Below are 13,729 nucleotides of genomic sequence, written 5' to 3'. Positions count from 1 at the left end.
CACCGGTGCACGACGAACCGGTCCGCTGTGAACGAGGACGTTGACATGAAGACCATGCTCGACTTCCTGTCCGGCCTGCCAGAGCAGAGGCTGGCCGAGCTCGCCGCCGCCCATCTGCCGGACGAGCCGGCACCGAGCGGGCGCAAGGCCCTCGCGGCGCTGCTGCTGGACCCCGGCACGGTGACGGAGACGGTCGCCGTGCTGAGCCTGCCGGAGCTGCAGGTCGCCGAGGCGCTGTCGCTGCGCGCGGCCGGGACCCGGCGGTCCGACCTGGCGCACCTGCTCGGCGTGGCCACCGACGACGCCGACCTGAGCCTGATGCTCGGCCGGCTGGAGTGGCACGCACTGGCCTGGCCCGACGGCGAGTGGATCCGCACCGCGCCGATCCACGAGGTGATCGTCGGCGGTTACGGGTTCGGCCCGTCTGCCCGGTTCGAGCTCGCCCAGCTGACCCTGGACCGGCTGCAGCGCATCGCGTACAACCTCGACGCGCCGGTCGGCCGGGACCGCGCGTCGCTGCTCGACGGGGTCTGCGCCGCACTCGCCGACGCGGCGACGGTCCGGGCGAAGTTCGCCGCCGCGCCCGAGGCCACCAAGGACCTGCTGAGCACCCTTGCCAACGAGGACCCGTTCTACTTCGACCCGCGGCAGATGGGTGCCCTGCGCACCAACCGGCCGACGGCGCTGCGCTGGGCCGTCGACCACGGCCTGATCATGTGGAACCCGACCGGCATGGCCGCGGTGCTGCCCAGCGAGGTCGGCGTCGTCCTGCGCCAAGACCTCCAAGCAGGGGCCCAAGCCGGGTTCCAGGCAGACTTCGACCCGGCGCCGCCGCTGCAGATGCCGGTCGAGGTCAGCGTCGAAATGGTGGAGCGGGACGGCGCCGCCGCGATCCGCGCCGCGCTCGCCCACGTCACCGCCCTGCTGGAGGCGTGCGGCCGGGCGCCGGTGCCGATGCTGAAGGACGGCGGGGTCGGCCCCCGCGAGCTGCGCCGGCTCACGAAGGCCATCGGCGGCAGCGACGTCGACATGCGCCTGTGGCTCACGCTGGTCGCCGTCAGCGGCCTGATCGGCATCACGGACAACCGGATCGCGCCGTCGGCGTACTACGACGACTGGTTGAAGCTCGACCCGCCCGCGCAGTACGGCGAGCTGCTCACCGCCTGGCTCATGATGGACGCCGCCCCGCTGGACACCCGCTCCCCCGCGCTGCTGCGGACCCAGCGCGACGAGGCCGTGAGCGTGCTGCGGCGCAGCCTCGTGTCGCTGCTCAACGGGCTGCCCGACGGCTACGCGCTGCCGTCGCTGGAGGGGATCAACGCGCTGCAGATGTACATGCGGCCGCTGCTCGCCGGCGCCGAGGCCGAGGAGGCGTACCCGACCACCGTCATGCTGTGGCAGGAGCTGGAGCTGATGGGTCTCGGCGCCCTGCACGCGCCCACCAGCCTGTGCCGGGCCCTCGCCGCGGAGGCCGGTCTCGACGGCACACCGCGGCGCGCCGCGCTACTCACCGAGCTGGAGCGGCTGATCCCGGCGGCGCAGCGCACCGTGCTGCTGCAGAGCGACCTGACCGCCGTCGCGACCGGCGCCCCGTCGGCGCAGCTCGCCGCGTTCCTCGACCTGACCGCCGACCGGGAGTCCCGCGGCGGCGGCCACACGTGGCGCTTCACCGAGGCGTCGATGCGCCGGGCGTTCGACACCGGCTCGTCCGCCGACGAGCTCCTCACGGCGCTGCGCGAGGCGGCGACCGGCGGCCGGGTCCCGCAGCCGCTGCAGTACCTGGTCACGGACCTGGCCCGGCGGCACGGGTCGCTGCGGGTCCGCACGGTCGGAAGCGTGCTGCGCAGCGAGGACCCGACGCTGCTCGCCGAGCTGACCCGGGTGAAGAGCCTGGTCAAGCTGGGACTGACCGAGCTCGCCCCGACGGTGTACGCCAGCGCCCTGCCCGCCGGGGAGACCCTGGCCGCGCTGCGGGCGGCCGGCTACGCCCCGGCCGGCGAGCACGCCGACGGCACGATCGCCTTCGATCGCGTCATGAAGCACCGGGTCGTGCCGGATCAGGACAGGACCTGACTGCATCCGGTCGTAGCGTCACGGACGTGATCCTCACCAGGCGGCAGCTCAACCGCACCTACCTGCAGCGCCAGCTGCTCACCACGACCGACGCCGAGCCCGACCTCCGGCCGGTCGAGGAGGTCGTCGCGCACCTCGTCGCGGTGCAGGCCCAGGAGGTCGACGCGCCCTACGTCGGGCTGTGGACCAGGACCCGCCAACCCGAGCACGCCCACCTCACCGCGGCGCTGACCGACGGGCGGGTGGTGCGCGGCGGGCTGCTGCGGCGCACCCAGCACCTCACCGCCGGCACCGACTACCGCTGGCTGAAGCCGATGCTGCAGCAGCGCCTGGGCAACGCCGGGCTGTCGCCGTTCGCGAAGGAGATCGCCGGGCTCGACATCGCCGATCTCGTCGGGGCCGCCCGGGAGATCCTCAGCGGCCAGACGATGACCCGGCCGAAGCTGGCCAAGCAGCTCGCCGAGCGGTTCCCCGGCCGGCAGGGCATCGCGATGGCCTGGGCGGTGCACGTCTACCTGAACCTGGTCCACCCGCCGCCGTCCGGCGTGTGGCGCCGCCGCGGGCACGTGACCTGCGCGCTCGCCGAGGACTGGCTGGGCGGGCCGCTCGAGGAGCACCCTTCGACGTGGACGCTGCTGTCGCGCTACCTCGCCTCGTGCGGCCCGGCCAGCGTCGCCGACCTGCAGAACTGGTCGGGCATGAAGCGGCTCCGCGACGAGGTCGAGCGGGAGCGGCACCGGCTGCGGGTCCACCGCGACGAGGCCGGGCAGGAGCTGTTCGACCTGCCGGACCTGCCGGTCGCCGGCGGCGACGAGGAGGCGCCGGTGCGCTTCCTGCCGGAGTTCGACAACCTGGTGCTCAGCCACAAGGACCGGACCCGGATCGTCAGCGACGAGGACCGGGCGCGGGTGTGCCCGGGCTACTCGATGGTGCACCCGACGTTCCTGGTGGACGGGTTCGTCGCAGGAATCTGGTCGGTGACCGGTGCCACGCTGACCGTGACGCCCTTCCGCCGGCTGTGCGATGCCGACGCCGCAGCGGTACTGGATGAGGCCGGCCGACTGCGGGCGTTCCTTCAGCGCGACGTCGTCGTGCGGCTCGACCAGCCCTGAAGGGCCAGCCTCGCGGCGCCGAGCGCCGGGTCATGGGCCGTGCCGACCGCGACGCCACGCACTCGCAGCGCCTCCAGCACGCCCGCACGGACCGGCGTGGCAGCGGTCAGCAACCCTCCCGCCAGTACCACCGCCGCATCGGGAGCGTCGAGCGCGTCGAGGGTCGCGATCAGCCGCTCGACGGCCTCGCCGACGATCGCGATCGCGGCCGGATCCCCGGCGGCGGCGAACTCGCAGACGACTGGGGCGAGCGCGGCGAACGAGCCCAACGGCAGCCGCTGCGCCCAGTGCACGAGGTCGTCGGCGGAGGCGGCGCCGGCGTGCAGCGCCACCCGGACGGCGAGCCCGGACGAGGACCAGTGCCGCGCCGCGTGCCGGACCGCCTGGAGGCCGAGCCAGAGCCCGGAGCCCTCGTCGCCGAGGAGCCAGCCGAGCCCGTCGGCGGTGCGCACGATCCGCTCCCCGTCGACCAGCGCCGCGACGGCACCGGTCCCTGCGATGAGCACCGCCCCGGCCGTCGCACCGGTCCCGGACGCGAACGCCGTCACCGCGTCGCCGAGGACCGCGACCGGGCAGGTCAGGCCGATGTCGGTCCACTGGTCGGCGAACGCGGTGGCGACGCCGGGGTCGGTGAGGATGCTGACCCCGGCGACTCCCACCACGCCCGCGACGACCCCGCCCGGGTCGTGCGGGCCGAGTGCCCCGCGGACCGCCGCGCCGATCGCGACCGCGGCCACCGACCCGACAGCGGACGGGTTGCCAGGACCGGCGGTCCCGCGCCCCAGGACCGTCCCGTCCGGCGAGACGACGACCGCTTTGGAGGCCGTCCCGCCGGCATCGACCCCGAGGATGAGCACCATGGCGATGATGGAAACATAGAAAATGCTTATTGACTAGAAGTTGAAGTGGTCGTAATTTTCATCGCCAAGACGTAACGATGAAAAGGATGACCGGAGTGACGGGTGAGAGCGGCGGGCTGCTAGGGCGGCTGCGCATCGAGGGGCCGACCATGCCGGAGGCCCTCGCGAAGATCGCGGAGATGATCCTCAGCGATCCTGAGACGGCGGCGCACGCCAGCATCGTCGACCTCGCCGAGCGGTCGGGCACGTCAACGGCGACCGTGACCCGGTTCAGCCGGACGCTCGGCTTCAAAGGCTACGCCAACCTGCGGGTCGCCATCGCGACCGAGACCGGCCGCGCCGAACAGGCCCGCTGGGAGACCGACATCAGCGGCGACATCGCGCCGGACGACCCCCTCGACGGCGTCCTGGACGTGATCACCGCCGCGGACACCAGGGCGATCCAGGCGACCGCGGCCGGCCTGGACGTCGCCGCCGTCGAACGGGTCGCGGCCGCGATCGCCACCGCCGGCCGCGTCGAGATCTTCGGGCTGGGCAGCAGCGGCACCGCCGGGCGGGAGATGGCGTTCCGGCTCGAGCGCATCCGCGTCCCCGTCTGGTACCGGTCGGACACCCACACCGCACTGACCAACGCCGCGCTGCTCGGCCCCGGCGACGTCGCGATCGGCCTGTCGCACTCCGGCCGGACCCGCGAGGCGATCGAGACCCTCGCCGAGGCCGCCGACCACGGCGCGCTGACCGTCGCGGTGACGTCCTTCGGGCGCTCGCCGCTCGCGGAGGTCGCCGACGTGGTGTTCACGACGTCGGTCCACGAGACCACCTTCCGCGTCGCGGCCCTCTCCGCACTGCACTCGCAACTGCTGGTCCTGGACCTCATCTACGTGGCGGTCGCGCAGCGCACCTATGAGCGGACCGCCGAGGCCCTCGAGCTCACGGTGCGCGCCGTCGACGCGCACCGGGTGCCCGACACGACCAACAACCGCAAGCGACCACGGAGGGAAAAGCCGCTGTGACCAGCATCAGAAGTGGGGACTACGTCGAGGTGATCCGCGCCGCGATCGAGCGCGTGAGCAGCACCCAGGGCGACCAGGTGGCGCAGGCCGCCGACCTGATGACCGCCACGCTGCAGGCCGGCGGGGTGATCCAGGCGTTCGGCTGCGGGCACTCCGAGGCCCTCGCGATGGAGATCGCCGGCCGGGCCGGCGGCCTGGTGCCGACGAACAGGATCGCGCTGCGCGACATCGTCCTCTACGGCGGCGACGCGTCCAGCGTCCTCGGCGACCCCCAGCTGGAACGCACGCCCAGCGTCGCGCACCGGCTCTACGACCTGGCCCCCGTCAAGCCCGACGACACCTTCGTCATCGCCTCCAACTCCGGCGTCAACGGCGCCGTGGTGGAGATGGCCCAGCTCGTCAAGCAGCGCGGGCACGCCCTCATCGCGATCACGTCGCTGGAGCACTCCTCCCGCGTCGATTCGCGGCACGAGAGCGGCATGAAGCTCAGCGACTTCGCCGACGTGGTCCTCGACAACGGGGCACCCTACGGCGACGCGTCGCTGCCCCTGCCGGGCGGCGGCGCCGTCGGCGCCGTCTCCTCGATCACCGCGGCCCTGCTGGCCCAGCAGATCGTCACCGAAGTGGTGGCGCGGCTGCTGGCACTCGGCGTCACGCCGCCGATCTACCTGTCCGACAACGTCCCAGGCGGGCGGGAGCACAACGCAGCACTCGAAGCGCGGTACGCCGGGCGCATCCGGCGTACCGCTTAGGAGAGAAGGCCCAGTCATGAACCCATCACCCTTCGTCCAACCGTACCCGACGAGACGCACCGTCCTGCGTTCAGTGGTCGCGGCCGGCGCCGCGCTACCGCTGCTCAGTGCCTGCGTGACCAGCGGCGACGACGACAAGCCGGCCGCCGCGAGCGGCGCGAAGAGCGCGGCGAACCCGCTCGGCGTCAAGGAGGACGCGCCCCTGGAGGTCGTCATCTTCAAGGGCGGCTACGGCGACGACTACGCCAAGAAGGCCGAAGGCCTCTACACCCAGAAGTTCCCGAAGGCGACGATCGACCACAAGGGCATCCAGAAGGTGGGCGAGGCGCTGCAGCCGCGGTTCGTCGCCAACACCCCGCCCGACGTCGTGGACAACACCGGCGCCGGACGCCTGGACCTGGCGACCCTGGTCGGCGCGAAGCAGCTGACCAGCCTGAGCGACCTGCTCGACGCGCCCTCGTTCGACGACCCGGCCGTGAAGTTCCGGGACACGCTGCTGCCGGGCGTCGTCGAGGACGGCACGTTCGACGCCGCCCCGCTGGTGCTGAACTTCACCTACACCGCGTGGGGGCTGTGGTATTCCAAGCCGCTGTTCGCGAGCAAGGGCTGGACGTACCCCAAGACCTGGGACGAGATGATCGCCCTCTGCGCCACGATCAAGGCCGCGGGCATCGCCCCGTGGACCTATCAGGGCAAGTACCCGGAGTACATGAACGACCCGCTGCTGAGCATGGCGGCCAAGACCGGCGGCACGGACCTCATCAAGGCCGTGGACAACCTGCAGCCCAACGCCTGGAAGGCCGACGGGCTCAAGGCCGCCGCCGAGGCGTTCGCGGAGCTGGCCGCGAAGGGCTACATCATGTCCGGGTCGGAGGCGCTGTCGCACACCGAGGCGCAGGCCGCCTGGTGCCAGGGCAAGGCCGCGTTCATCCCCAGCGGCTCGTGGCTGGAGGCCGAGCAGAAGGAGGTCGCGCCGAAGGGCTTCGACATGGTGATGGGCGCCGTGCCGGCGCGCACCGGCGCCGACAAGATGGGCGCCGCGGCGATCCAGGCCGCGAGCAGCGAGTCCTTCATCGTGCCGGCGAAGGCGAAGAACCCCACCGGTGGCCTGGAATACCTGCGGATCCTGTTCTCCAAGCAGTCGGCGCGCTCCTTCGCCGAGTCGGCCGGGACGCTGCCCGCGATCGCCGGCGCGACCGACGGCCTGACGCTGTCCAGCGGCCTCGGCTCGACCCGCGACGCGGTCAACGCGGCCGGCAAGGAAGCCTTCACCTACCGCTTCCGCACCTGGTACACGCCGCTGGCCAAGGCCGTCGACGACGCGACCGGCGAGCTGATCAACAAGCGCGCCACGCCGGCCGAGTGGGCCGACCGCATCCAGAAGGCCGCCGACGCGCTCGCGAAGGACAGCTCCGTCAAGAAGTACACCCGCTGATGAAACACGGTCGGCTCCGGTTCCTCATCGGTGCGCTGGTGCCCGCGCTCGTGCTGCACGTCGTCTTCGTGCTGTCACCGTACGGGCAGGCGTTCTACCTCTCGCTCACCGACTGGACCGGCGTGGCCGGCGAGGCGCACTTCGTCGGGGCGGGCAACTACGCCCGCCTCGGCGGCGACTCCCTGTTCCTGGACGCCGTGCGCAACAACGCGGTGATGCTGATCTGCGTGCCGCTGGTGACCGTCGCGCTCGGCCTGTTCCTGGCCAGCATGCTGCACCTCGGCGGCGGCAGCGGCCGCAAGGGGATCCGCGGGTCGGGCGCCTACCAGATCGTGTACTTCTTCCCCCAGCTGCTGTCCCTCGTCGTCGTCGCGGTGCTGTGGCAGTTCGTCTACAACCCGACCAACGGCCTGCTCAACGGGGCGCTGCGGGCGTTCGGCCTGGACGGCCTCGCGCGCAGCTGGCTGGCCGAGCCGAAGCTGGCGCTGCCGGCCATCATGGCGGTGCTGGTCTGGTCGTCGGTCGGCTTCTACATGGTGCTGTTCAGCGCGGCGATCGACGGCATCCCGAAGGAGCTCTTCGAGGCGGCGCTGCTCGACGGCGCCGGCGGCTGGGCCACCTTCCGCAAGGTCACGCTGCCGCTGGTCCGCGACACCGTGCAGGTCGCGTTCGTCTACCTGGGCATCGCGGCGCTGGACGGCTTCGCGGTCGTGCAGATCATGACCGTCGGGCCCGGCGGTCCGGACGGCGCGACCGAGGTCATCGGGCTCTCGCTGTATCGCAACGCCTTCACCTACGGCAAGTTCGGCTACGCCTCCGCGATGGGGGTCACGCTCTTCTTCGCCACCCTGACCCTCGCCGTGCTCGCGCTGCGTTCCGGCCGCAAAGAACGGCTGGAGCTGTCATGAGTGGTCCGGAGCGGAGCGGAGGAGCCACGAATCATCGGCTCAGGTTGTCTTCATGGCGGCGCCGGAGCGCAGCGGAGGTGACGTCATGAAGCGTTTTCCGGTCCATGTGGCCATGCTGCTGTGGGGTGTGATGACGGCGCTGCCGTTGCTGTGGGCGATCGTCAGCTCGTTCAAGACCGACAAGGACATCCTCAACGACCCGTGGTCGCTGCCCACCGATCCGCAGTGGGGCAACTGGGGCCGGGCCTGGAGCCAGGCGAGCATCGGCCGGTACTTCTTCAACAGCCTCGTCGTCGTCGGCGGTGGCCTGCTGCTGACGATGCTGCTCGGCTCGCTGGTCGCCTACGCCCTGGCCCGCTATGAGTTCCGCGGCAACCGGCTCATCTACTACGTGTTCGTCGCGGCCATGTTCTTCCCGGTGTTCCTGGCCCTGGTCCCGCTGTTCTTCGTGGTGCAGCAGCTCGGCCTGCTCGGCACGTACCAGGGGCTGATCCTGGTCTACGCCGCCTACGCCGTGCCCTTCACGGTCTTCTTCCTGCACGCGTTCTTCAAGACGCTCCCCACGGAGGTGGCGGAGGCGGCATTCCTGGACGGCTGCTCGCACGGCGCGGTGTTCTTCCGCGTCATGCTGCCCATGGCCCGTCCCGGTCTGGTCGCCGTCGGCATCTTCAACTTCCTCGGGCTCTGGAACCAGTACCTGCTCCCCCTGGTTCTCAACCCCGACCCAGATCGGTATGTCCTGGCGCAGGGTTTGGCCGCCCTGTCGGTCAGTCAGGGGTATCGCAGCGACTGGAGCGGTCTGTTCGCCGGTCTCACCATCGCAATGCTGCCGGTGCTCATCGCCTACGTCGCGTTCCAACGGCACATCCGAGCCGGTATGACCGCCGGCGCGGTCAAGTAAGGTCCGTCAAACTCCTTTCCCCTCAAGGAGGACTGTGCCCATGTCCATTGGCAAACGTCGATCTCTGGCCATCGCGGCCGGGGTAGCGCTGCTCGGCGGGGTCGGCGCCGTGGCCGTCACCGCGGCCACCGTCGGCACCGCGAGCGCAGCCGCGAACAACTGCGGCTACCTGTTCGACGACTTCAACTACAGCTCGTCCTCCGACGCTTCGTTGAGTCAGCACGGTTGGGTGCCCCGCACCTACGCCGGCGGTCCCGGCGTCCCCGGCGCGACCTGGTCGGCCAACAGCATCACCTTCCCCACCAACGGCGGGCAGAAGGTGCTGCAGCTGCAGGCGTCGACCGACGGCACCGGCGGCGGCACCAACCAGGCCGAGCTGTACTCGGCGCAGAAGCGGTACTTCGAAGGCACCTACGCCAGCCGGGTCCGCTTCACCGACACACCGACCGGCGGCAACGACGGCGACCACATCAACGAGACGTTCTTCACCATCAGCCCGCTCAACGGTGACCTCGACCCCACCTACAGCGAGCTGGACATCTCGGAGTACCTGCCGAACGGCGGCTGGGGCGAGACCGGCCCGATCAACTACCAGACGACCTGGTACACGTACCGCAACGAGCCGTGGTTCGCCGACAACGTCCACTCGGAGCAGCGGCGCAGCTTCGACGGGTGGCACGACCTGGTCGTCACGGTCGCCAACGGGCACGTCATCTACTACATCGACGGCGTCCAGATGGGCGATCACTCCGGCAAGTTCTACCCGCGCCAGACGATGACGATCAACTGGAACCTCTGGTTCATCGACACCGCGGCGCACACCGGCGGGCTGTCGACCTACATCCAGCAGGTCGACTGGGTCCTGTTCGCCAAGAACCAGGTGCTCACCCCCTCACAGGTGACCACCCAGGCGGGCGCGTACCGCTCGGCGGGCAACGCGTTCACCGACACCGTCGACTCGGCCGGTCCGTGCGTGACCCCCAGCGGGTCCACCTCGCCCCAGCCGTCGACGTCGCCGTCCAAGTCTCCGTCCGCGTCGCCGTCGGTCTCCACGCCGCCGGCCACCAGCTGCTCGGCCGCCCCGGAGTGGTCGATCAGCTCGGTGTACACCACGGGCCAGACCGTGAAGCACGAGAAGAGCAAGTACGGCGACCCCAACGGCCCCGCCTCGGGCCAGGGCAAGCACCTGTGGCGCGCCAAGTGGTGGACGCAAGGCTCCGAACCCGGGTGGACCGCCAACTGGGAGGACCTCGGCCACTGCTAAGAGTGTGAAAGGCGACAGTGCCGGCACCGAACTGTGGTGCCGGCACCGTCGTGTTCTCAGGACATGGCCCGTTTTCTGTTCGCGTCCATGCCCTCCGCCGGGCACACGAATCCGCTCAAGCCCATCGCCCGCGCGCTCGTCGACGCCGGGCACGCCGTCGACTGGTACGCCGGGTTGCGCATGCTGCCGGGGATCGCGGGCACCGGCGCCGCGTTCGTGCCGATGCACCCCGAGCTCGACCAGCACGGCGACACGTTCGACGACAACCACCCGGGCCGGGCCGGGCGCACCGGACTCGCCGGGATCCGCTGGGACCTCAAGCACCTGTTCCTGGACCCGGTGCCGCGGCAGGTCGAGGAGCTGCACGCGCTGCACACGGCGCAACGGTACGACGCAACGATCGCCGACATGGGGTTCGTCGGCGCCTCCGCCTTCCACGAGCTGACCGGCGCCCCCTGGATCTCGGTCGGGATCAGCCCGCTGCCGGTCCCCAGCCGCGACACCGCCCCGTTCGGCACCGGGCTGCCGCCGTCGGCATCCTTCGCCGGGCGGCTGCGCAACCGGGCCCTGTATGCCCTGATGGACCGGGTGCTGCTCCGCGACGTCCAGCGGCACTGGCAGGGCATCCGCGCCCGGCTCGAGCTGCCGCCGACGTCCGCGTCACCGTTGTCCAACATCTCGCCCGCCCTGCACCTGCAGAATGGGGTGTCCTCCTTCGAATACCCGCGCTCCGACCTGCCGCCGCAGGTGCGCTTCGTCGGCTCCCTCGACGCCGGCCCGGCCGCCGGCTTCACGCCGCCGCCATGGTGGCCCGACGTCACCTCGGGCGGGCGCCCGGTCGTGCACGTCACCCAGGGCACCATCGCCAACAGTGACCTGTCCGCCCTGGTCACCCGCACCATCCGGGTCCTCGCGGACGCCGACGTGCTGGTCGTGGCGACGACCGGCGGCGCCGACCCGTCGGTGCTCGGGCCCCTGCCGTCCAACGCGCGGGCGGCGGCGTTCGTGCCGCACGGGGCGCTGCTGCCGTACACGACCGCGATGGTGACCAACGGCGGCTTCGGCGGCGTGCAGACCGCGCTCGCCCACGGCGTGCCGCTCGTCGTCGCCGGCGTCACCGAGGACAAGCCGGAGGTCGCCGCCCGGGTCGCCTGGACCGGCGCGGGCCTGCGGCTGCGCTCGGCCGCCCCGGCCGACGAGGACCTGCGCGCGGCGGTGCAGCGGGTGCTGACGGAGCCGTCGTTCGCGGCCGGCGCCGGGCGGCTCCGCGACGCCTACGCCCGCCTCGACACCCGCGCCGAGCTGCTCCGGCTGATCGAGTCCAGCCTGGTCATTGGCAGTTCTCCGCGCGGGTGAGCAGGAGGGTGCGCTCGCGTTCGTTGCGGGTCATCGCCGCGGCCCGTTCGAACTCGGCGCGGGCCTCGTCGCGGCGGCCGAGCTTCAGCAGGAAGTCGCCGCGGACCGTCGGCAGCAGGTGGTAGCCGCGCAGCGACACGTCGGTGAGCAGCGGCTCGAGCACGGCGAGGCCGGCGGCGGGACCGTCGGCCATGCACACCGCGACCGCCCGGTTGACCTCGACGACCGGGGACGGTGGCAGCCTGGCGTACAGGGCGGCGATGCGGTGCCAGTCGGTGTCCTCGGCGGTCGCCGCGCGGGCGTGGCAGGCAGCGATCGCGGCCTGCAGCGTGTACGTGCCGCCGCCGAGGTCCTCGGCCTTCGCCAGGGCGGCCAGGCCGCGGCCGATGAGGAGCCGGTCCCACCGGCCGCGGTCCTGCTCCAGCAGCACGATCGGCTCGCCGGACGGCCCGGTGCGCGCCGCCGACCGGGACGCCTGGATCTCCATGAGGGCGACGAGCCCGTGGACCTCCGCCTCGGCGGGCATGAGGCCGGCGAGCACCCGGCCGAGGCGCATCGCCTCCTCGCACAGGGCGGGCCGCATCCAGTCGTCGCCGGCGGTCGCCGAGTACCCCTCGTTGAAGATCAGGTAGATCACCTCGAGCACGGACGCGAGGCGCTCGGTGCGGGCCGCCGCGTCCGGCAGCTCGAAGGGGACCTTCGCGTCGGCGAGGGCCTTCTTCGCGCGGCTGATCCGCTGGCCGACGGTCGCGCTGGGCACCAGGAATGCCCGGGCGATCTCGTCGGTGGACAGCCCGCCGAGCATCCGCAGGGTCAGCGCGACCCGGGCCTCGGGCGCCAGCACCGGGTGGCAGGCGGTGAAGATGAGCCGCAGCAGGTCGTCCTCGATGGTGTCCTCGAGGACCGCGTCGAACTCCCCGTCGACGGTGTCCGGCTGGAGCAGGTCGGGCATCCGGGCCTCGAAGCGCTCCCGGCGCCTGATCTGGTCGATCGCGCGTCGCTTCGCGGTCGTCATCAGCCAGGCGCCGGGGTTGCGCGGCACGCCCTCGGCCGGCCACTGCTCCAGCGCGGCCAGCAGGGCGTCCTGGGCCAGCTCCTCGGCGAGGCCGACGTCACCGACCATGCGCGCGACCCCGGCGATGACCCGGGCCGCCTCGATCCGCCAGACGGCCTCGATCGCCCGGTGCGTGTCCGTGTGCGTCACGCCGCCAAGGTAACCCTTTAGCCGTGCTCGCCTACCTTGCGGACCTCGATCTCGACGTCGTCGAACAGCGCGGCGAAGCGCTGGGCCCATTCGACGGCCTCGGCGTGGTCGCGGACCTGCACGATCGCGAACCCGCCGATGACCTCCTTGGCCTCGGCGAACGGCCCGTCGACGACGGTCTGCTGGCCGTTCTTGACAGTGATCGTGGCGGCGCCGGCGGAACTCGGCAACAGGCCCTCGGCGGCGAGCAGCACGCCCGCCTTGGTGACCTCGGTCATGAACTCACCCATCCGGCCGAGGAACTCCGGCGTCGGCGACCACTGCGCCGGGTCGGCGTCGTTGAGCTTGTGCATCAGCATGTATCGCATCGTGGGTCTCCCTGAGGTCGTCGTGCCACTACTACCAACGCGTCGAACGGTGGCCGCCGGCTTCGACAAGGTCCTGGAAATACTTCTGCTCGTCCGCCGCGTCGCCGATCTCGCGCCGCAGGACCGGGTCGAGCCCGTCCCGCGCCAGCAGGTCCCCGGCGAGTTGCAGCGACCGGGTGGAGTACCGCGGGAAGGCGTGCCGGACAAGCATTCTCGCGAACAGTTGGTAGCGGCCCGCCACCATGGCCGGCGCGTCGGCGAAGAACCGCTCCACGTAGGGGTCGGTGAGCGCCTCCTGGCCGGGCTGCCAGAAGCCGGTCGCCGCGGCCATGGCGATGCGGGGCCGCTCGTCGCGCACGATCCGCTCCCACGCCTCGGCCTTCGCCGCCGCGTCGGGTCGGGCGGCGCGGCACCTGGCGGCGGACTGGGCGCCCCGGTCGCTCGGGTCGCGCCGCTCCTCCGCCGCGATGTCGCGCTCGGCGG

The 13,729-nt window shown here is 71.9% G+C and carries 13 protein-coding genes; 9 read left to right on the top strand and 4 right to left on the bottom strand.

Translation table 11 applies throughout. From position 1 onward, the window contains the following. Positions 1-45: 45 nt before the first annotated feature. Positions 46-2,073 carry a helicase-associated domain-containing protein gene (locus tag AB0K00_RS55150; protein ID WP_363539258.1) on the top strand — a complete coding sequence of 676 codons (2,028 nt, stop codon included), beginning with the start codon at positions 46-48 and terminating at the stop codon, positions 2,071-2,073. 26 nt (positions 2,074-2,099) lie between these two features. Next, positions 2,100-3,185 (top strand): winged helix DNA-binding domain-containing protein, encoded by a 1,086-nt coding sequence (locus tag AB0K00_RS55145; protein ID WP_363539256.1) that lies wholly within the window; start codon positions 2,100-2,102, stop codon positions 3,183-3,185. Here AB0K00_RS55145 and AB0K00_RS55140 read toward each other — a convergent pair. Beyond that, positions 3,149-4,045 (bottom strand): BadF/BadG/BcrA/BcrD ATPase family protein, encoded by an 897-nt coding sequence (locus tag AB0K00_RS55140; protein WP_363539254.1) that lies wholly within the window; start codon positions 4,043-4,045, stop codon positions 3,149-3,151. The genes AB0K00_RS55145 and AB0K00_RS55140 overlap by 37 nt on opposite strands. Positions 4,046-4,194: 149 nt before the next feature. On the opposite strand from AB0K00_RS55140, the gene AB0K00_RS55135 reads away from it, so the two are divergent. The 7 genes from AB0K00_RS55135 to AB0K00_RS55105 all read left to right on the top strand — a co-directional run bounded on the left by AB0K00_RS55135 (position 4,195) and on the right by AB0K00_RS55105 (position 11,674). Further along, on the top strand, positions 4,195-5,058 hold the full coding sequence (locus AB0K00_RS55135) for a MurR/RpiR family transcriptional regulator (protein ID WP_327011963.1): 864 nt from the start codon (positions 4,195-4,197) through the stop codon (positions 5,056-5,058). Beyond that, a complete protein-coding gene (locus AB0K00_RS55130) occupies positions 5,055-5,810 on the top strand; it encodes an SIS domain-containing protein (RefSeq protein ID WP_363539252.1) in 756 nt (251 codons plus the stop codon). Before AB0K00_RS55135 ends, AB0K00_RS55130 begins: the two co-directional genes overlap by 4 nt. A gap of 16 nt (positions 5,811-5,826) precedes the next feature. Beyond that, positions 5,827-7,245, top strand: coding sequence for an N-acetylglucosamine/diacetylchitobiose ABC transporter substrate-binding protein (ngcE, locus tag AB0K00_RS55125; RefSeq protein ID WP_363539250.1), 1,419 nt, complete (start codon positions 5,827-5,829; stop codon positions 7,243-7,245). Continuing rightward, positions 7,245-8,153: a sugar ABC transporter permease gene (locus AB0K00_RS55120; protein ID WP_363539248.1), complete on the top strand. Its 909-nt coding sequence runs from the start codon at positions 7,245-7,247 to the stop codon at positions 8,151-8,153. Before ngcE ends, AB0K00_RS55120 begins: the two co-directional genes overlap by 1 nt. A gap of 85 nt (positions 8,154-8,238) precedes the next feature. Next, positions 8,239-9,054 carry a carbohydrate ABC transporter permease gene (locus AB0K00_RS55115; RefSeq protein WP_363539246.1) on the top strand — a complete coding sequence of 272 codons (816 nt, stop codon included), beginning with the start codon at positions 8,239-8,241 and terminating at the stop codon, positions 9,052-9,054. Positions 9,055-9,094: 40 nt separating this feature from the next. After that, positions 9,095-10,318 (top strand): glycosyl hydrolase, encoded by a 1,224-nt coding sequence (locus tag AB0K00_RS55110; protein WP_363539244.1) that lies wholly within the window; start codon positions 9,095-9,097, stop codon positions 10,316-10,318. A 63-nt stretch (positions 10,319-10,381) separates the two neighbouring features. Then, on the top strand, positions 10,382-11,674 hold the full coding sequence (locus tag AB0K00_RS55105; RefSeq protein WP_363539242.1) for a nucleotide disphospho-sugar-binding domain-containing protein: 1,293 nt from the start codon (positions 10,382-10,384) through the stop codon (positions 11,672-11,674). Here AB0K00_RS55105 and AB0K00_RS55100 read toward each other — a convergent pair. The 3 genes from AB0K00_RS55100 to AB0K00_RS55090 all read right to left on the bottom strand — a co-directional run. Next, the gene (locus AB0K00_RS55100) at positions 11,649-12,878 is read right to left on the bottom strand and encodes an RNA polymerase sigma factor (protein WP_363539240.1); all 1,230 of its coding nucleotides are present in this window, start codon (positions 12,876-12,878) and stop codon (positions 11,649-11,651) included. The two genes, AB0K00_RS55105 and AB0K00_RS55100, sit on opposite strands and share 26 nt — an antisense overlap. Positions 12,879-12,895: 17 nt before the next feature. Then, a complete protein-coding gene (locus AB0K00_RS55095; RefSeq protein WP_363539238.1) occupies positions 12,896-13,246 on the bottom strand; it encodes a YciI family protein in 351 nt (116 codons plus the stop codon). A 31-nt stretch (positions 13,247-13,277) separates the two neighbouring features. Beyond that, positions 13,278-13,729, bottom strand: a 452-nt coding sequence (locus AB0K00_RS55090) for an ERAP1-like C-terminal domain-containing protein (protein ID WP_363539236.1), incomplete at its 5' end; no start/stop codon positions are given.

The organism is Dactylosporangium sp. NPDC049525, from assembly GCF_040676755.1.
Classification (GTDB): domain Bacteria; phylum Actinomycetota; class Actinomycetes; order Mycobacteriales; family Micromonosporaceae; genus Dactylosporangium.
This window is presented reverse-complemented; position numbering and strand designations above follow the sequence as displayed.

What these genes read in the sequence shown, in the direction of transcription:
- AB0K00_RS55110 (WP_363539244.1), top strand. Translation starts at nt 9,095, where the DNA reads ATGTCCATTGGCAAACGTCGATCTCTGGCCATCGCGGCCGGGGTAGCG.
- AB0K00_RS55120 (WP_363539248.1), top strand. Translation starts at nt 7,245, where the DNA reads ATGAAACACGGTCGGCTCCGGTTCCTCATCGGTGCGCTGGTGCCCGCG.
- AB0K00_RS55115 (WP_363539246.1), top strand. Translation starts at nt 8,239, where the DNA reads ATGAAGCGTTTTCCGGTCCATGTGGCCATGCTGCTGTGGGGTGTGATG.
- ngcE (WP_363539250.1), top strand. Translation starts at nt 5,827, where the DNA reads ATGAACCCATCACCCTTCGTCCAACCGTACCCGACGAGACGCACCGTC.
- AB0K00_RS55105 (WP_363539242.1), top strand. Translation starts at nt 10,382, where the DNA reads ATGGCCCGTTTTCTGTTCGCGTCCATGCCCTCCGCCGGGCACACGAAT.
- AB0K00_RS55150 (WP_363539258.1), top strand. Translation starts at nt 46, where the DNA reads ATGAAGACCATGCTCGACTTCCTGTCCGGCCTGCCAGAGCAGAGGCTG.
- AB0K00_RS55140 (WP_363539254.1), bottom strand. Translation starts at nt 4,045, where the DNA reads ATGGTGCTCATCCTCGGGGTCGATGCCGGCGGGACGGCCTCCAAAGCG.
- AB0K00_RS55095 (WP_363539238.1), bottom strand. Translation starts at nt 13,246, where the DNA reads ATGCGATACATGCTGATGCACAAGCTCAACGACGCCGACCCGGCGCAG.
- AB0K00_RS55135 (WP_327011963.1), top strand. Translation starts at nt 4,195, where the DNA reads ATGCCGGAGGCCCTCGCGAAGATCGCGGAGATGATCCTCAGCGATCCT.